An 18,309-nucleotide genomic window follows, 5' to 3' on the forward strand; every position below is an offset into this window, starting at 1 on the left:
CTGGACAATATGCAAGCAATCTCCTGCGACGCGTAAAATCTCCACATGAAACTCGATCACGCCACCGTCTCTACCCCGCATCTGGAAACGATGCGCGATTTTTTCTGCAGTATTGTCGGCCTGAGTGTCGGCCCGCGCCCACCCTTCTCCTTCGAGGGTCATTGGCTGTACCACGACGGTAAAGCGGTAATTCATCTGATCAAGACCAACTCCGATCACCCGTTCACAAAACAGTCCTCGTACATCGACCACGTCGCCTTCCGGGTAGAGAACGAGGTCGATTGGAATGCATTGATCGCTCGCCTGGAAGCCGGCGGCATCGCCTATCGGACCACCACCTTGCCAGATGGTAGCGAGCGACAACTGTTCGTGACACCAATGTCTGGTGTGCGAATCGAGTTTGTGACTGCATCCATCGCGTCGCGCTGATGCACGCTCCAACCAGGCTCGCATTTGCCCCACCGCCATGTCCTGTCCATACGGTCTTTGCAAACAACGCGGTTAGGGCATCACATCCGCAAACGATGGCATGGCACGAATGGTTTCCAGAAACAGCCGTAGACGCGCCGGATAGTAACGCGCATGCGGATACACCAAATATACGGGCAACGGCGGAGCATTCCATTCGGCAGCCAGGTGAAGCAAGCGCCCCTGTGCAATATCATCGGCCACCAGCCATGACGAAACGATTCCCGCCCCCAGACCTGCCAGCGCCGCATTGCGCAACGCGTACAGACTGTCCGTACTCATGCGCGGCTTGATACGGAAACGATGCTCGGCTCCATCCGACTGCCGCGTCAACGTTATTTCATCACGATAGAACGTGCCGAACGCCAACCAGGGCAGCATGTGCAAATCCTCTACCTGCGCTGCCTGCTGCTTGCCAGCCAGCAACTGCGGCGCAACCACCGCTATGCGTGGCACATCGAAAATCTTGATGGCAATTACGGAGGGATTGTCGATGACACCGACCTGAATAGCGCAATCTATACCTTCAGCAATAAAGTCAGGACGACGATCGTGCAGCAGCCATTCCACCGCGACACGCGGATAACGACCAAGGTAGTCGACCAGCGGCGTAATCAGATATTCCTGTCCGAACGCATGCGGCACCAGTACCCTCAAGGTCCCCTCCGGCTCGTCCTGCGTATCGCGCAGGTCTGCCTCCATCTCTTTCCAACTATCCAGAAGATCCTTGGCATGCGCATAACAGCGCTCGCCATCCTCTGTCAGCTTCATCACATGCGTGGAGCGTTGCAGCAAACGCAGGCCGAGACTGCGTTCCAGAGCCTGCAAACGACGACTTACCGTAGGTTGGCTGGTTTTGAGTTGTCCGGCGGCCGCCGACAAGCTGCCCGTCTCGACAATGCGTATGAATGTTTGCAACAGTTCGATGCGGTCGACACCCGGATTTCCAGAATCTTTCATACGAAAATCGTATAACAGATCTACGTTTGGAACCACTACCACACCCTATCCAAGGCACGGAGAATGCATTCTGCCGTCAATTAAAAGGAAATATCATGGCAATTATGCAAACTACACATGCAAAGCTCGGAGCACACATCCTCCCGGCCTCGCTCATCCTGCTGCTTGCCGCCAGCGCCGGATTCAGTGTGGCCTCTCTCTACTACAGCCAGCCCATGCTCGGCGTACTTGGCGCGGACATGCATGCCAGCGATCGCATGGTCGGTCTGGTGCCAACCTTGACCCAACTGGGCTATGCGCTCGGCATCGTGCTGCTGGCCCCCCTCGGTGACCGCTACGACCGTCGCACCATCATCCTGATCAAGGCCGGCCTGCTGACACTGGCCCTGCTCAGCAGTGGGCTGGCTCCCGGCATGCCTTGGCTGCTTGCCGCCAGCCTGGTTATCGGTCTGAGCGCCACCATGGCGCAGGATATCGTGCCAGCAGCGGCAACACTGGCGCCGACAACCGCCCGCGGGAAAATCGTTGGCACCGTCATGACGGGCCTGCTGCTCGGCATTCTGCTCTCGCGCGTAATCAGCGGCCTCGGTGCCGAACAGTTTGGCTGGCGTGCCGTCTATGTTGCTGCCGCAGGAAGTATTGCCTTGATTGCAGTAGCAACGTGGCGCGGCTTGCCACACTTCCAACCAACCACCCAGTTGTCGTACGGCGCCTTGCTCGGCTCGATGACTGGCCTTTGGAGGCAGCATGCCGCACTGCGACAGGCGGCATACGCGCAAGGCTTGCTGGCGGTAGGCTTCAGCGCATTCTGGTCGACGCTGGCAGTGATGCTGCATGGCGAGCCGTTTCACCTGGGCAGTGCGGCCGCTGGCGCATTCGGCCTGGCCGGCGCTGCCGGCGCGCTGGCCGCTCCCCTGGCAGGACGCCTGGCCGACCGGCGCGGCCCCGAACTGGTCACGCGACTCGGTGCCGGTTTGGCGGCCGTATCGTTTGCGACAATGTTTCTGGCACCACTCGTCCCGGCCCATGTGCAGCTGGCGCTGATCGTTGCCAGCGCGGTCGGCTTCGACTTCGGCATCCAAGCGACGCTGGTGGCGCATCAGACCATGGTTTTCGGCATCGATCCCGGCTCACGCAGTCGCCTGAATGCATTGCTGTTCACAGGCATGTTTGTCGGCATGGCTGCAGGCGCAGCCGCCGGCAGCCTGCTGTTCTCGCAGTGGGGATGGACAGGTGTTGTGATGCTGGCGACCACCGCCTCGCTCAGCGCCTTGGGTGTGCGCCTGATCCGCCACCAAACAGGGAAGACGTAAAGCAAGCCTATATACCACGGACAATACGATAACGCTCCACGCGACAGACTGCTTGTGAGACACAACGCCGCACTTCGTCCCAGTCTGTCGCGCTTGCGTTACAGTAGCGACCTCTCTCCGGCAGGCCAATGACATCATGACCACGTTCAAGCACACCATCCTCTACACCGACACCAACGGCTTCGCCCGATTCCGCGAGGAAAACATGCCCCTTCCGGACGGCACACCCAAGGCGTTGCTGTCCAACCTGTTTCCTTCGAGCGGCTTCCAGGTCCGCCACAGCCCGCCGGGTGTGAGCAGCGACTTCCATTGCACGACAACAGCGCAATGGCTGGTAGTGTTAAGCGGCGAAATGGAAATCGGCCTGCGCGACGGCACGTCACGTATCTTCAAGGCAGGCGAGCATTTCTTTTCCAACGATCTGCTGCCGGCAGGCGCAGCATTCGATCCCGCCGTACACGGCCATCGCAGCCAGGTGGTCGGCGATGCTCCATTGACGACCTTGTTTGTCCGAACTGGGGATTAGCTCAGAGCCGCATCTGGTAATGACACAAAGAGCAACCGCCTTGGCTGCGCCAGCACGCAAGTTGAAGCCTTCCTTGACGGAAGCTTGGCAATTTAAAAAAGGGGAATTAGGAAAGGAATGGTCGGGGTGAGAGGATTCGAACCTCCGGCCTCTACGTCCCGAACGTAGCGCTCTACCGGGCTAAGCTACACCCCGACGGTGATGCTTGCAGAAAGATGCATATTTTAAACAATTCCGCCGTTTTTGTCGCGTACCTCCGCGCGGAAAACATCGATTTTTATCGGCAAAAACATCTTCTCGAATAACTCCCCGGGGATTCTACTGTCGCCCTCCGCATTCGGCTCATCGGCCAAAACGCTGCTCGATGAGATCAATTGCACGAGTGACGCCATCCTCGTTTTGCATCTGCATTCCGAGTTCGGCAGCCCGGCGGCGCATAGGCTCCGACTGCAGCACCGTGCAAATGGCTTGCGCCAGTTGCCGTGCTGTCACGGTATTCCTGTGCAAAACCTTGCCGGCGGCGCCAACACGCCTCAACTCGTCTCCCCAGAACTGCTGATCGAATGCATGCTCGACCACGATGGACGGACGTCCGGAGCGCAACGCAGAATGCGAAGTGCCGGCACCGCCGTGGTGGACGATCGCGGCACACTGCGAAAATACTTGCGCGTGCGGCGCCTGCATGCAGCGAAAGACATGCGAGGAGACGGCGACAGTTCCACCCGACTGGATCACGGCACGGCACCCTGCCAGTTCGACCGCTTCGCTCATCAAGGCCTCAAAGGATTCACCCTGAAACTGGGTCAGCGAGCCGAATGTCATGTAAAGCGGCGGCGCCCCGGCGTCGATGAAGTCCTGCAGACCTGGCGGCATCGGAATCGGGTGCGCGCCAGGAGGATAATGCAAGTCGCCGCAGATGTGGATGTGGGAACCCCAGTCGCCGCGTCGCGGACTCAGGGCGGGAGTGCATGCGATCAGGGTCAGGTCTTTCGATACATAGAGCTGTTCCTGCATGCTGGCCAGCGGTGGCAGGCCTTCACGCTGCCGCAGGACTTCGGCGCGGCTGAACATCTTCTTGCGGCCGACATAATCGCCGAGCTTCCAGGTCAGGCTGTTAAGAAAACCGCCCAGGCTCGGTCCGAACAGCGGAATTTCCCGGGTACTGACTGCAAGCGGGGCCAGCGCGATCGAAACACGCGGACAACCGGCCTTCTCCGCCGCCGTCAGCAACGTGTGGCAGACCATATGGCCGATCACGATGTCATTGTCGGCGCACAGCGCCTGAGAGGCTGCATACATGGCATCGAGGGCAGGATCAAAATAGCGCTGCATCACCAGCACGAACTGTTTCATCGGGTCGTTGGTGCGCACGATATCGACCAGTACCGGATCAAGCCCGTTCGGAAATCCATCGTAGGCGCGTACTGCGGCAAAACCGCCGGCAGCTGCATACCCCGCGTAATCCTTGTTATCGACACTGGTGTAGGCGACGGTCACCCGATGTCCGGCTGCCTGCAGGCCGTGCGCAAGCGCCATGAACGGCAGAATATCGCCGTCGCTGCCCCAGGTCTGGATTCCGATTTTCATGATGCCCTCACGGTTGCGGGAAACGGTCGCGCAGCAATGTAGCGACCAGTTCCACCATGCTGTTGACGTCGAAGTCGCTGTCGCGCAGCCCAGCCACCAATCCAAGCAGATAGAACGACCAGAAAGCCAGCGTGACTGACATGGCATCGTCGAACGGCGCAATTTCGCGCCGGTCTGCCGCAGCCACGAACAAGGTGGCGACCCGATCGAGGAAGGCCATGGTTTTGCCGTGCACGATGTCGCCGGCCGGCCCGCCAAGAAACAGCGACTCCTTGACGAGCACACGCGAAAACGCCTGGTGACGCGCATAATAGCCGTACAGATGCAGCAGAAGATGACGCAGTTGCTGATGAATGTTCTTTCTCGGCAGCGTCTCGAATGCCTGCTCGATGACCACGCTGATATCTCCCTCGAACGTGGCGACGAGAATGGCCGACTTGTCCGGGAAGTGCTTGAACAGCGTGCCCAGTCCCACGCCACAATGCCCGGCAAGCTGGCGCATGGTGGTGCCGTCATAGCCGTTCTGCTGAAACAGCGTATACGCAGAGGCGAGAATGAGCTTGCGCGTTTCCTCCTTCTGCCGGTCGCGATGTGTAGGTTTCTGTTCCGCTTGCATCATGAAGAGCTCGAATTGATTGAACATGAATTCTTAGTGAACATGTTCACCATAAATAAGCTTCATCTCCCTGTCAAGCCATGCGCTGCAATAGTCACAACACGCAGATAAAAAATAACGGCCGAAGCGATTTTGTATTTGCTACGCTATATCTCTGGCAGCAGGTGTGCACGAGCGCTTTTATATGAATGACAATCGCCCACCATTCCGTGTTGCCGTTTTACGTTGACCAGCTTGATGGAATTTCCATGAATCTCACCACTCCCGCCCTGCTGTTTCCGGCCATCTCGCTCCTTCTGGTGGCATTCACCAATCGCTTTCTGGTCACCGCGCAACTGATCCGCCAACTGCATGCGAAATATGAAACCGGCGCCAAGGATGTCGTCATCCGGCAGATTTCCAATCTTCGTACGCGCATCATGCTGATCCGTCGCATGCAGGCGCTGGGCGTATCGGCTTTCATCCTGTGCGCGCTGTCGATGTTCCTGATCTTCATCGACGTACAGGTCGTGGCGCAGGTGGTGTTCGGACTGAGCATCTTCCTGCTGGTGATGGCGCTGCTGTTTTCCCTCTATGAAATTTCGATCAGCACCAAGGCGATCGAGATCGAGATGGAGGACATGGAACACGCTCTCGGTCTGCACCGGGAACCATGAAACGGAATGCAGCGCGTGATACAGTAAGGTCTTGTTGTTTTCCGTTTGCGATGGCCCGCCCCTTTCAGCCAGCCCTCACATCGCAATCCCGTATTGCGTCATGAATCCACATATTCTCCCCATTGCCCGCAATGTCTTCGGCGAACCGCTGGTGCCGTGTTCCTTCGATCCGGTCACCGGCTTCTTCCGCGACGGCTGTTGCAAGACATGCGAGGATGACGTCGGCAACCATGTGGTCTGCGCGGTCATGAATCCGACCTTCCTGATGTTCAGCGAAGCGTCGGGCAACGATCTGAGTTCGCCGCGCCCGGGTTTTCCCGGCCTCCAACCGGGCGATCAGTGGTGCCTTTGCGCAAGCCGCTGGATCGAAGCCTGGCGTGCCGGCATGGCGCCGCAAGTCGTTTTGGAAAGTACCAATCAGGAAGTCCTGCAGCTCGTCAGTCTGGAAGTGCTCAAACGGCATGCCTATAAGCCGCGCGAGGAACAGGATTGCTGAGCTGCCACACGAAGATGCTGGAAAGCAACTTCAGGCAGTGATAAGCTGGCCCCATAACGATACGGAGACTGTTGGCCTTGACCATCATCCACAAACAAGTCGCGCTGCAGGATGCGGAGCCCGGCATGGTGCTGTCCGACGACCTGTTCGATTCGCAAGGGCAGACCCTGCTGCCGGCCGGCGCCACGCTGACCGAGCAAACCATCGCCTCGCTCGCGCGGCACGAGGTCGAATGGCTGCGTATCGAGGCAGGCAGAATGAGCCCAGAGGAAGAAGCAGCACAACGGGCCCATTACGCGCAACGCATCGCGCATCTGTTCCGTCACCAGGACGACAGCCCCGCCGCCGCGCTGCTGCACGCCTACATCCGCAAGTATCGACTCGGGGAGGAAGCGTGATGCCCAATCCGCCGGCTTCCCACTCCCTCGCGTTCGACCAGGTGATGCAGCAGATCCACGATCTGCCGACGCTACCCGTGATCGTGCAGGACCTGCTCAAGAGCATCGACAGCGACGACGCCGATATCCACCTGATCACCCGCAAGGTTTCCCAGGACCAGGCGCTGTCGGCCAAGGTCCTGCGCTTTGCCAACTCCTCCTTCTACGGCGTGCAGTCGCGCGTCACCACGATCCAGCAGGCCATCACGCTGATCGGCGTCGATGCCGTCAAGCACATGGCCAGTGCCAGCACCCTCACGCGACTGTTCCCGAGCGAACATCTGGCCGGACTAGATTTCACGGCGCTATGGCGGCATTCCGTCGCAACCGCGGTCTGCGCGCGCGTGCTGGCACGTCATCTGCATGTCAATCAGGATTACGCCTTTACCGCCGGTCTGATGCACGACATCGGCCGGCTCGTGCTGGTCATTTACTTTCGCGACCAATACCAGAAGGTGCTGGCCTATCGTGAAGAACAGGACAGCCATCTGATCGAAGCCGAACGCGACATCATGGGCATCGATTACGTGATGACCGGCGTGGCGCTGGCAACCCACTGGAATTTCTCGGACTCCATCCGCAACGCGATTGCCGGCCACTACCGTCCCGAGAACCAGAAGGTGCATTCGCTGGCCTCGATCGTTCACATTGCCAATGCGATCGTGCGCGCGCTCGACCTTTCCCGCGACGAAAACGATCTTGTGCCACCGCTTTCCCAGGCAGCATGGGACGATCTGGCCCTGAGCGAGGAAACCTATCTGCGCGTGTTCCACGAAACCGAGGTGATGTTCGAGGAAATCAGCAGAATTCTGCTGACCGACGACTGACCGTTGCACAAGTGGTGCGGAATGCCGCATCATGCACGTTGTAGCGGCACAACTGCCATCACAGCTTGCCCGCAGATTCCGCCATCCCCGAGCATATCGATGTCTTCACATACCTTCCTCTGGCACGACTACGAAACCTTTGGCGCACAGCCGCGCCGCGATCGTCCTGCCCAGTTTGCGGCGATCCGCACCGACGCCGAACTCAACGAGATCGGCGAACCGATCATGATCTATTGCAAGCCGGCCAACGATTTCCTGCCCGATCCGCAGGCATGCCTGATCACCGGCATCACGCCGCAGGTCTGCCTGGAACGCGGCATTCCCGAACATGCGTTCGCGGCAGAAATCGAAAAGGTGCTGTCGGCCACCGGCACCATCGGCGTCGGCTACAACACCATCCGCTTCGACGACGAAGTCACCCGCTTCCTGTTCTGGCGCAACCTGATCGATCCCTACGCGCGCGAATGGCAGAACAGCTGCGGCCGCTGGGACCTGCTCGACGTGGTGCGCACCGCCTACGCGCTGCGCCCGGAAGGCATCAACTGGCCGACGCATCCGGACGGCCGCCCGAGCTTCCGTCTGGAAGACCTGAGCAAGGCCAACGGCCTCGTGCACGAGGCCGCGCACGATGCGCTGTCCGACGTGCGCGCCACCATCGCGCTGGCGCGCCTGATCCGCCAAGAGCATCCCAAGTTGTTCGACTTCTGTCTGGGCCTGCACAAGAAGGACCGTGTGGCTGCCGAGATCGGCCTGCCGCAGCGCCGCCCGCTGCTGCACATCACCGGCATGTTCCCGGCCGAGCGCGGCTGCCTGGGCGTGGTATGGCCGCTGGCCGTGCATCCGACCAACCGCAACGAGGTGCTGGTATGGGACCTCAGCGAAGACCCGTCCGAACTGACGACGCTGGATGCGGAAACCATCCGCCAGCGCCTGTTCAGCCGCAGCGCCGACCTGCCGGAAGGCGTGACGCGCCTGCCGGTCAAGTCCATCCATCTCAACAAGTCACCCATCGTGATCGGCAATCTCAAGACGCTGTCGGCCGAGCTGTGTGCGAAGTGGAATATCTCGCTCGACGATGCGCTGCGCCATGCGGAGATCGCAGCAGCCGTACCCGACATGAGCGCGATCTGGCAGGACGTCTTCCAGCGCCCGCAGGAAGAAACGCCGGATGTCGATGAGGATCTCTACGGCGGCTTCATCGGCAACGGCGACCGCCGCCTGCTGCAGGATCTGCGCGCGCTGTCGCCGGAAAGACTGGCCGAGGCGCGACCGGCATTCGCCGATGTACGACTGGAAGAATTGGTGTGGCGCTACCGCGCGCGCAATTTCCCGCACACGCTGGACGAGGAAGAACAGGCGCGCTGGGAAGAACATCGCACCGCTCGCCTGTTCGAAGGCGCCGGCGGCGCGCGCACGATGGACGATCTGTTCGCGCAGATCGATGCGTTGTCGGAGACGGCAGACGAGCGCGCCGAAGCCATCCTGGGCGCGCTGTACGATTACGCCGAATCGATCGCGCCGGAAATTGCATGACCGACCGTTCTTGGTAATTTCCTCAAGAATGCGGGTTGACGGAGCCGGCTTGCGTCGGCTCGCGTATGATGGACACTTTCGGCACAACAGCGCCAGTTCGTTCATCGTTCCGCGATGAAACCGGCGTCAACCATCCACACCATGCACGACCAAGCCTTTTCCCGCCTGCAGGACGCCATGCAAGCCCTGCGCCAAAGCCGCATCTCGATTGCCGACTTCTGCCGCGTGTGGCGCAATGAAAACGCGCTTCTGCAGGCACTGCCTGCGCGCTTTGCCACCGTGATGGAAGACCTGCTCGGCCGGCTCGAGGCGGGCAGCCTGTTCACGGAAGAAAGCTGCTCCTTCAGCCAGATCGATCTGCTTGCCACGCTCGACACCTGGCTCGACAAGGCACAACAGACCCTGCGCTCTCCCTCCAACTGAACCACCGACATGCAACAGATCGATTTTGACCTCAACGACGAATACGTCGAACTGAACCAGCTGCTCAAGCTCGCCGGCCTCTGCGAAAGCGGCGGCGCGGGCAAGATGCTCGTCGCCAGCGGCAAGGTCCAGGTGGACGGCCGGCAGGAATTGCGCAAGACCTGCAAGATCCGCGCGGGCCAGGTCGTGCAGCTCGGCAATGTGCGCATTCGCGTCAACGCCGTATAGTTCAAGGCCGCACGCATGACTCGCGCATCGGAAGACACGGCAATGCATCCCGCGGAAAGACTGCTGTTCGTCGATCTTGAAACCACGGGGGCCAATGCCTTCAATGATCGCATCACGGAAATCGGCATCGTCACTGTCGAACCGGATGGCCGCATCGACCGCTGGTCCAGCCTTGTCAATCCTGGCGTGCCGATTTCTTCCTTCATCCGCCAGTTGACCGGCATCGACAACGCGATGGTCGCCGATGCACCTGCCTTCGGCGATCTGGCGCACGAACTGGATGCACGCCTGTCTCAAGGATTGTTCATCGCGCACAATGCGCGCTTCGACTACGGCTTCCTGCATCATGCATTTGTCCGTACCGGCCGCGCTTTACACGCCGAAGCGCTGTGCACCGTGAAACTGTCGCGGCGCCTGTATCCGCAGGAAAAGAAGCATAGCCTCGACACGCTGATCGCACGGCATGCGCTCGTTCCCGCAGCACGCCACCGCGCACTTGCCGATGCCGACCTGCTCTGGCAATTCTGGTGTCGGCTACAGGCCGTCATGCCGGCTGCCACGCTCGCGGATGCGGTGACCGCATTGCGCCATCTGCCAAAGATCCAGATGCCGGAAATCGCAACGGTGGAAACACATACCGTGGCCAGCGCCGCAGCATGATTGCGACGGGCGCTTCCAAAGACGTTCTGCAATTCCGGGAAGTCAGTCAGGAAAGATAACGGCCAGAGTGCACCGTCATGGTCGCACCGCGGATAGGTTCCGCCTCGGCAGATGCCAGATAAAGCGCGAGCATCGCCACTTCATAAGCCCTTCCGCCACGCTGCCCGATCGATGCGATCCGCTCTTCCTCGGAAATCACAGCCGGAGCCAATGGCCCTACATGCGCCGCGACAATGGTATTGAAGTTCGCCGATGAGCCAACCTGCAGGACTTCCATGACGGAAGACTTCTCTGCATGTTCGACAACACGGATGAGACGCGCCGAACACAGCGTCTGCAAATCACGAAGCCATTCGGCTCCGCAGGATCGATGGACGATCATGACGTCCGGCATGCCATATCGCGCATGGATATCCGCCATCGCCTGCCTCAATGCAGCCGCATCATCCATCTCGCACGTATCGATATCCGGCGACAGGTTCAACCCATGCATCTGCTGACGTGCCTGCACCAGATCGGCATCATGCGTAAGCAGTAATGCAATCCGATATCCGGCTTCCTCGAAACGGAAGCACACCGTTGCCACCGCGCTGTCGAGCTGATCGGCAAGAATCAGGCACAAACGCATGCTAGCGCTCGATCGCTATCGCGATGCCCATGCCGCCACCAATGCACAGGCTTGCCAGCCCCTTGCGCGCATCGCGCCGGACCATCTCGTGCAGCAGCGTCACCAGGATGCGACAACCGGAAGCGCCAATCGGATGCCCGATCGCGATCGCACCGCCGTTCACATTGATCTTGCCTGTGTCCCAGCCCATCTCGCGGTGCACGGCAATCGCCTGCGCCGCAAAGGCTTCATTGATTTCCATCAGATCGACCTCCTCGTGCGTCCAACCTGCCTTATGCAGACAACGCCGCACCGCGGGAATCGGCCCCAGGCCCATGAAAGCGGGATCTACACCGGCAGAAGAAACGGCCTTGATCGACGCCATCGGCTTCAACCCGAGCGCCTCGGCCTTCTTCCTGTGCATGAGGATGACCGCAGCGGCACCATCGTTGATACCGGCCGCATTACCCGCCGTAACTGTGCCGTCGTGCACGAAGGCGCGTGGCAAGGCCGCCAGCGCTTCGCGCGTCGTACCCGGACGGATGTATTCGTCACGCGCGAACGATGTCGCGGCCTTGCTGCCATTCGCCTGCACCGGAATGATCTCGTCGGCGAAGCGGCCCGCCTGCTGTGCTTCCGCCGCCTTGCGATGCGAGGCATAGGCGTATTCGTCTTGCTCCAGCCGCGTGATGCCGAAGCGCTGCGCGATGTTCTCTGCCGTCATGCCCATGTGATAGTGGTGATAAGCGTCAACCAGGCCATCCGTCAGCACGCTGTCCTTCAGCGCGACGTCACCGAGCCGCACGCCTTCGCGTCCCTGTTGCAGCAGGTGCGGCGCTGCACTCATGTTTTCCTGTCCACCCGCGATCACCACTTCGGCATCGCCGCATTGAATCGCCTGCGCGGCCAGTTGCACCGCTTTCAAGCCGCTGCCGCAGACCTTGTTGACGGTGAATGCCGGAATCATTTCGGGCAATCCCGCGCCCATTGCCGCCTGGCGCGCCGGATTCTGCCCGCAGCCCGCAGTCAGCACCTGACCAAGGATCACTTCGCTGATCTCTTCTGGCGCGATGTCGGTACCTGCCAGCAGCACACGAATCACTTCCGCGCCCAACACCGTCGCCGGCGTATGCGCCAATGCTCCGCGAAACTTGCCGACGGCGGTCCTGCCCGCCGCGACGATGACCACATCCGCCATCACTCCCCCGCTGTCTGATCCATATCGAATGCCGGTTATCTTGAATCCTTGGTACTCCCAAAAGGCCTGCCTGCATGGCATCGGGCTATCCGTTAATTCGCCACGTTATCGTCAAACGAAGCACAAGGCAAACCGAGGCGTCCGTCGGTGTGTAGAGGAAGAAGAATCCAAAGGAAGGAGTGAGAGATTGGGCCGCAGCGGAAGAATGGGGAGGCCTGAAGCCCGAGCCAGAGTCCGCCCCCCAAGCTTGAATCTAAAAGCCCAAAGCCCCGAAGCTTAAGCCTCAAAGCAAAAACCCCCACCAACGCATGTTGATGGGGGTTTTCTAATAAAAGCCTGACGATGACCTACTTTCACACTGGTTGCAGCACTATCATCGGCGCAAAGTCGTTTCACGGTCCTGTTCGGGATGGGAAGGGGTGGTACCAACTCGCTATGGTCATCAGGCATAACTTGTAAAGCTGCCTGCGTCACCGCTGAACCTGGTGAATCGCAAACAACCCAATCTGGAAGAAGTAAATATGGGTAATGATCGTGTCGCACCTGGCGAACACTATACTGAACTATAACTGTCAATGTTATAGGGACAAGCCTTACGGGCAATTAGTACTGGTTAGCTTAATGCATTACTGCACTTCCACACCCAGCCTATCAACGTCCTGGTCTCGAACGACCCTTCAAGGAGCTCAAGGCTCCGGGAAATCTCATCTTAAGGCAAGTTTCCCGCTTAGATGCTTTCAGCGGTTATCTCTTCCGAACTTAGCTACCCGGCAATGCCACTGGCGTGACAACCGGTACACCAGAGGTTCGTCCACTCCGGTCCTCTCGTACTAGGAGCAGCCCCCTTCAAATTTCCAACGCCCACGGCAGATAGGGACCAAACTGTCTCACGACGTTTTAAACCCAGCTCACGTACCACTTTAAATGGCGAACAGCCATACCCTTGGGACCGGCTACAGCCCCAGGATGTGATGAGCCGACATCGAGGTGCCAAACTCCCCCGTCGATATGAACTCTTGGGAGGAATCAGCCTGTTATCCCCAGAGTACCTTTTATCCGTTGAGCGATGGCCCTTCCATACAGAACCACCGGATCACTATGTCCTACTTTCGTACCTGCTCGACTTGTCAGTCTCGCAGTTAAGCACGCTTATGCCATTGCACTATTAGCACGATGTCCGACCGTACCTAGCGTACCTTCGAACTCCTCCGTTACACTTTGGGAGGAGACCGCCCCAGTCAAACTGCCTACCATGCACTGTCCCCGATCCGGATAACGGACCAAGGTTAGAACCTCAAACAAACCAGGGTGGTATTTCAAGGATGGCTCCACGAGAACTGGCGTCCCCGCTTCAAAGCCTCCCACCTATCCTACACAGATTGGTTCAAAGTCCAATGCAAAGCTACAGTAAAGGTTCATGGGGTCTTTCCGTCTAGCCGCGGGTAGATTGCATCATCACAAACACTTCAACTTCGCTGAGTCTCGGGAGGAGACAGTGTGGCCATCGTTACTCCATTCGTGCAGGTCGGAACTTACCCGACAAGGAATTTCGCTACCTTAGGACCGTTATAGTTACGGCCGCCGTTTACTGGGACTTCAATCAAGAGCTTGCACCCCATCATTTAATCTTCCAGCACCGGGCAGGAGTCACACCCTATACGTCCACTTTCGTGTTTGCAGAGTGCTGTGTTTTTATTAAACAGTCGCAGCCACCAATTTTTTGCAACCTCTTCGTCCTTCTGGCGCAGGCCAGTCAAACTACAAAGGCGTACCTTATCCCGAAGTTACGGTACCAATTTGCCGAGTTCCTTCTCCCGAGTTCTCTCAAGCGCCTTAGAATACTCATCTCGCCCACCTGTGTCGGTTTGCGGTACGGTCTCGTTAGACTGAAGCTTAGAGGCTTTTCTTGGAACCACTTCCAATTGCTTCGCGGCACAAGGCCACTCGTCACATACCCTTGAATTGCGCTGCCGGATTTGCCTAACAGCCTTCTTCGATACATGAACCGGGACATCCAACACCCGGACAACCTTCCGCGATCCGTCCCCCCATCGCATCTAACGACGGTGCAGGAATATTAACCTGCTTCCCATCAGCTACGCATCTCTGCCTCGCCTTAGGGGCCGACTCACCCTGCTCCGATGAACGTTGAACAGGAAACCTTGGGCTTACGGCGTGGAGGCTTTTCACCCCCATTATCGCTACTCATGTCAGCATTCGCACTTCTGATACCTCCAGCATCCTTTACAAGACACCTTCGCAGGCTTACAGAACGCTCTCCTACCATATGCATAAATGCATATCCGCAGCTTCGGTGACTGGCTTAGCCCCGTTACATCTTCCGCGCAGGACGACTCGATCAGTGAGCTATTACGCTTTCTTTAAAGGATGGCTGCTTCTAAGCCAACCTCCTGACTGTTTTAGCCTTCCCACTTCGTTTTCCACTTAGCCAATCTTTGGGACCTTAGCTGGCGGTCTGGGTTGTTTCCCTCTTGACGCCGGACGTTAGCACCCGACGTCTGTCTCCCAAGCTCGCACTCATCGGTATTCGGAGTTTGCAATGGTTTGGTAAGTCGCGATGACCCCCTAGCCATAACAGTGCTCTACCCCCGATGGTGATACTTGAGGCACTACCTAAATAGTTTTCGGAGAGAACCAGCTATTTCCAAGTTTGTTTAGCCTTTCACCCCTACCCACAGCTCATCCCCTAATTTTTCAACATTAGTGGGTTCGGTCCTCCAGTGCGTGTTACCGCACCTTCAACCTGGCCATGAGTAGATCACTTGGTTTCGGGTCTACACCCAGCGACTGAACGCCCTATTCGGACTCGATTTCTCTACGGCTTCCCTATACGGTTAACCTTGCCACTGAATGTAAGTCGCTGACCCATTATACAAAAGGTACGCAGTCACCCCACAAGGAGGCTCCTACTGTTTGTATGCACACGGTTTCAGGTTCTATTTCACTCCCCTCCCGGGGTTCTTTTCGCCTTTCCCTCACGGTACTGGTTCACTATCGGTCGATATCGAGTATTTAGCCTTGGAGGATGGTCCCCCCATGTTCAGACAGGATTTCACGTGTCCCGCCCTACTTGTCGCAAGCCTAGTTCCACACTACTGATTTCGCATAAGGGGCTATCACCCTCTATGGCCGCACTTTCCAGAGCGTTCTGCTATCAATAATGCTAAATCTTGCAGGCTGTTCCCATTTCGCTCGCCACTACTTTGGGAATCTCGGTTGATTTCTTTTCCTGCAGCTACTTAGATGTTTCAGTTCGCCGCGTTCGCTTCACATACCTATGTATTCAGTATGTGATGACCTAAAAGGCCGGGTTTCCCCATTCGGAAATCTGCGGATCAAAGCTCGTTTGCCAGCTCCCCGCAGCTTATCGCAAGCTACTACGTCCTTCATCGCCTGATATCGCCAAGGCATCCACCATGTGCACTTATTCACTTGTCCCTATAACGTTGACCTCTGTTGCCAGAGACGTCATAGAGTCTTTGAGTTTAGCGTTTGCCGTATTTCCAAAGCGAATCTTCTAAAACTTAAGATCACTTCGTAATACTTGGTTGATACAATCATTACCCATCGACGCCACCAACAATGCTTGCGCATCATCGATCACATCGATCAATAATCTTTACTTCTTCCAGATTGTTAAAGAACAAAAACAGCCAATGATCGTTAAACGATCAAACCTAAATCCAATCGCATCGCGATCGACTTAGGTTTGATGTCTTGGTGGAGGTTGACGGGATCGAACCGACGACCCCCTGCTTGCAAAGCAGGTGCTCTCCCAGCTGAGCTAAACCCCCAAATCCTGTACCACACATTCTTGGTGGGTCTGGTTGGGCTCGAACCAACGACCCCCGCGTTATCAACACGGTGCTCTAACCAACTGAGCTACAGACCCGTTCGGATCAGTACCAACCAGCATGCACAGACTTCACTGCTTGCCTGCACACTGCCGACATTCACTGTTCTTCTTCTACTCAACAGACCGATAAGTGTGAACGCTTGACTTTCGTGCGTACTCTAGAAAGGAGGTGATCCAGCCGCACCTTCCGATACGGCTACCTTGTTACGACTTCACCCCAGTCACGAATCCCACCGTGGTGAGCGCCCTCCTTGCGGTTAGGCTACCCACTTCTGGTGAAACCCGCTCCCATGGTGTGACGGGCGGTGTGTACAAGACCCGGGAACGTATTCACCGCGACATGCTGATCCGCGATTACTAGCGATTCCAACTTCATGCAGTCGAGTTGCAGACTGCAATCCGGACTACGATACACTTTCTGGGATTAGCTCCCCCTCGCGGGTTGGCGGCCCTCTGTATGTACCATTGTATGACGTGTGAAGCCCTACCCATAAGGGCCATGAGGACTTGACGTCATCCCCACCTTCCTCCGGTTTGTCACCGGCAGTCTCATTAGAGTGCCCTTTCGTAGCAACTAATGACAAGGGTTGCGCTCGTTGCGGGACTTAACCCAACATCTCACGACACGAGCTGACGACAGCCATGCAGCACCTGTGTTCCGATTCTCTTTCGAGCACTCCCTGATCTCTCAGGGATTCCGGACATGTCAAGGGTAGGTAAGGTTTTTCGCGTTGCATCGAATTAATCCACATCATCCACCGCTTGTGCGGGTCCCCGTCAATTCCTTTGAGTTTTAATCTTGCGACCGTACTCCCCAGGCGGTCAACTTCACGCGTTAGCTGCGTTACCAAGTCAATTAAGACCCGACAACTAGTTGACATCGTTTAGGGCGTGGACTACCAGGGTATCTAATCCTGTTTGCTCCCCACGCTTTCGTGCATGAGCGTCAGTGTTATCCCAGGGGGCTGCCTTCGCCATCGGTATTCCTCCACATCTCTACGCATTTCACTGCTACACGTGGAATTCTACCCCCCTCTGACACACTCTAGCCGTGCAGTCACAAATGCAATTCCCAGGTTAAGCCCGGGGATTTCACATCTGTCTTGCACAACCGCCTGCGCACGCTTTACGCCCAGTAATTCCGATTAACGCTCGCACCCTACGTATTACCGCGGCTGCTGGCACGTAGTTAGCCGGTGCTTATTCTTCAGGTACCGTCATTAGCAAGCGATATTAGCGCTCGCCGTTTCTTCCCTGACAAAAGAGCTTTACAACCCGAAGGCCTTCTTCACTCACGCGGCATTGCTGGATCAGGGTTGCCCCCATTGTCCAAAATTCCCCACTGCTGCCTCCCGTAGGAGTCTGGACCGTGTCTCAGTTCCAGTGTGGCTGGTCGTCCTCTCAGACCAGCTACTGATCGTCGCCTTGGTGAGCTCTTACCTCACCAACTAGCTAATCAGATATCGGCCGCTCCAATAGCGCGAGGTCCGAAGATCCCCCGCTTTCATCCGTAGATCGTATGCGGTATTAATCCGGCTTTCGCCGGGCTATCCCCCACTACTGGGTACGTTCCGATATATTACTCACCCGTTCGCCACTCGCCACCAGGAGCAAGCTCCCGTGCTGCCGTTCGACTTGCATGTGTAAGGCATGCCGCCAGCGTTCAATCTGAGCCAGGATCAAACTCTTCAGTTCAATCTCTGTTTTGTGGCTTTCGCCAGCTTCTTTCGAAGCGTCGCTCACTCAAAATACTGACAGATAATTTCTTACCTATATTCTTCGTGAGCATTTAATGTTTTGAGCTTCGGCAAAACTGCACCGCGCACTTCCATCAAACGCCCACACTTATCGGCTGTTAGTTTTTAAAGAACCTGTCTGCCAGACCTTCCGGCCTTCG

At 57.5% G+C, this 18,309-nt stretch carries 16 protein-coding genes, 3 tRNA genes and 3 rRNA genes; 11 read left to right on the plus strand and 11 right to left on the minus strand.

What is annotated here, in order from left to right:
• Window positions 1-45: 45 nt before the first annotated feature.
• Window positions 46-429 (plus strand): VOC family protein, encoded by a 384-nt coding sequence (locus IEV38_RS02095; RefSeq protein ID WP_188394505.1) that lies wholly within the window; start codon window positions 46-48, stop codon window positions 427-429.
• 72 nt (window positions 430-501) lie between these two features.
• On the opposite strand, the gene IEV38_RS02100 is transcribed toward IEV38_RS02095, so the two are convergent.
• Window positions 502-1,428: a LysR family transcriptional regulator gene (locus IEV38_RS02100; RefSeq protein WP_188394506.1), complete on the minus strand. Its 927-nt coding sequence runs from the start codon at window positions 1,426-1,428 to the stop codon at window positions 502-504.
• A 95-nt stretch (window positions 1,429-1,523) separates the two neighbouring features.
• Between IEV38_RS02100 and IEV38_RS02105 the strand changes: the two genes are divergently transcribed.
• The gene (locus tag IEV38_RS02105; RefSeq protein WP_188394507.1) at window positions 1,524-2,741 is read left to right on the plus strand and encodes an MFS transporter; all 1,218 of its coding nucleotides are present in this window, start codon (window positions 1,524-1,526) and stop codon (window positions 2,739-2,741) included.
• A 136-nt stretch (window positions 2,742-2,877) separates the two neighbouring features.
• Entirely contained in the window at window positions 2,878-3,267 is a 390-nt protein-coding gene (locus IEV38_RS02110) for a cupin domain-containing protein (protein WP_188394508.1), read from the plus strand.
• Between the two features lie 118 nt (window positions 3,268-3,385).
• Here the strand turns inward: IEV38_RS02110 and IEV38_RS02115 are convergent.
• From IEV38_RS02115 to IEV38_RS02125, 3 genes are all read right to left on the minus strand, one after another.
• Window positions 3,386-3,462 (minus strand) — tRNA-Pro (locus IEV38_RS02115).
• A 147-nt stretch (window positions 3,463-3,609) separates the two neighbouring features.
• Window positions 3,610-4,854 carry a glycosyltransferase gene (locus tag IEV38_RS02120; protein WP_188394509.1) on the minus strand — a complete coding sequence of 415 codons (1,245 nt, stop codon included), beginning with the start codon at window positions 4,852-4,854 and terminating at the stop codon, window positions 3,610-3,612.
• A gap of 7 nt (window positions 4,855-4,861) precedes the next feature.
• Window positions 4,862-5,473 carry a TetR/AcrR family transcriptional regulator gene (locus IEV38_RS02125; RefSeq protein WP_188394510.1) on the minus strand — a complete coding sequence of 204 codons (612 nt, stop codon included), beginning with the start codon at window positions 5,471-5,473 and terminating at the stop codon, window positions 4,862-4,864.
• Window positions 5,474-5,718: 245 nt separating this feature from the next.
• On the opposite strand from IEV38_RS02125, the gene IEV38_RS02130 reads away from it, so the two are divergent.
• From IEV38_RS02130 to IEV38_RS02165, 8 genes are all read left to right on the plus strand, one after another.
• Window positions 5,719-6,126, plus strand: a complete 408-nt coding sequence (locus IEV38_RS02130) for a DUF2721 domain-containing protein (RefSeq protein ID WP_188394511.1) — start codon at window positions 5,719-5,721, stop codon at window positions 6,124-6,126.
• 100 nt (window positions 6,127-6,226) lie between these two features.
• On the plus strand, window positions 6,227-6,622 hold the full coding sequence (locus IEV38_RS02135; RefSeq protein WP_188394512.1) for a DUF2237 family protein: 396 nt from the start codon (window positions 6,227-6,229) through the stop codon (window positions 6,620-6,622).
• A gap of 77 nt (window positions 6,623-6,699) precedes the next feature.
• Window positions 6,700-7,020: a hypothetical protein gene (locus tag IEV38_RS02140; RefSeq protein WP_188394513.1), complete on the plus strand. Its 321-nt coding sequence runs from the start codon at window positions 6,700-6,702 to the stop codon at window positions 7,018-7,020.
• Window positions 7,020-7,886 carry an HDOD domain-containing protein gene (locus IEV38_RS02145; protein ID WP_188394514.1) on the plus strand — a complete coding sequence of 289 codons (867 nt, stop codon included), beginning with the start codon at window positions 7,020-7,022 and terminating at the stop codon, window positions 7,884-7,886. The genes IEV38_RS02140 and IEV38_RS02145 overlap by 1 nt, the downstream gene beginning before the upstream one ends.
• 99 nt (window positions 7,887-7,985) lie before the next feature.
• Window positions 7,986-9,419, plus strand: a complete 1,434-nt coding sequence (sbcB, locus tag IEV38_RS02150) for an exodeoxyribonuclease I (RefSeq protein ID WP_188394515.1) — start codon at window positions 7,986-7,988, stop codon at window positions 9,417-9,419.
• Between the two features lie 141 nt (window positions 9,420-9,560).
• Window positions 9,561-9,842 carry a hypothetical protein gene (locus IEV38_RS02155; RefSeq protein WP_188394516.1) on the plus strand — a complete coding sequence of 94 codons (282 nt, stop codon included), beginning with the start codon at window positions 9,561-9,563 and terminating at the stop codon, window positions 9,840-9,842.
• Window positions 9,843-9,851: 9 nt separating this feature from the next.
• Entirely contained in the window at window positions 9,852-10,070 is a 219-nt protein-coding gene (locus IEV38_RS02160; protein ID WP_188394517.1) for an RNA-binding S4 domain-containing protein, read from the plus strand.
• 15 nt (window positions 10,071-10,085) lie between these two features.
• Window positions 10,086-10,730, plus strand: a complete 645-nt coding sequence (locus IEV38_RS02165; protein WP_229728503.1) for a 3'-5' exonuclease — start codon at window positions 10,086-10,088, stop codon at window positions 10,728-10,730.
• A gap of 46 nt (window positions 10,731-10,776) precedes the next feature.
• Here the strand turns inward: IEV38_RS02165 and IEV38_RS02170 are convergent, their stop codons facing one another.
• The 7 genes from IEV38_RS02170 to IEV38_RS02200 form a co-directional block, all read right to left on the minus strand.
• Window positions 10,777-11,358, minus strand: coding sequence for a Rossmann-fold NAD(P)-binding domain-containing protein (locus IEV38_RS02170; protein ID WP_188394518.1), 582 nt, complete (start codon window positions 11,356-11,358; stop codon window positions 10,777-10,779).
• A gap of 1 nt (window position 11,359) precedes the next feature.
• Entirely contained in the window at window positions 11,360-12,535 is a 1,176-nt protein-coding gene (locus IEV38_RS02175; RefSeq protein WP_188394519.1) for an acetyl-CoA C-acetyltransferase, read from the minus strand.
• Between the two features lie 334 nt (window positions 12,536-12,869).
• A 5S ribosomal RNA gene (rrf, locus tag IEV38_RS02180) occupies window positions 12,870-12,982 on the minus strand.
• Window positions 12,983-13,117: 135 nt separating this feature from the next.
• Window positions 13,118-15,994, minus strand: a 23S ribosomal RNA gene (locus tag IEV38_RS02185).
• A 280-nt stretch (window positions 15,995-16,274) separates the two neighbouring features.
• Window positions 16,275-16,350: transfer RNA gene (locus IEV38_RS02190), tRNA-Ala, on the minus strand.
• Between the two features lie 21 nt (window positions 16,351-16,371).
• Window positions 16,372-16,448: transfer RNA gene (locus IEV38_RS02195), tRNA-Ile, on the minus strand.
• 126 nt (window positions 16,449-16,574) lie between these two features.
• Window positions 16,575-18,107: ribosomal RNA gene (locus tag IEV38_RS02200) — 16S ribosomal RNA — on the minus strand.
• Together the 16S, 23S and 5S rRNA genes with 2 tRNA genes alongside form the textbook arrangement of a ribosomal RNA operon.
• Between the last annotated feature and the right edge of the window lie 202 nt (window positions 18,108-18,309).

This window comes from Oxalicibacterium flavum, from assembly GCF_014635065.1.
Classification (GTDB): Bacteria; Pseudomonadota; Gammaproteobacteria; order Burkholderiales; family Burkholderiaceae_D; genus Oxalicibacterium; species Oxalicibacterium flavum.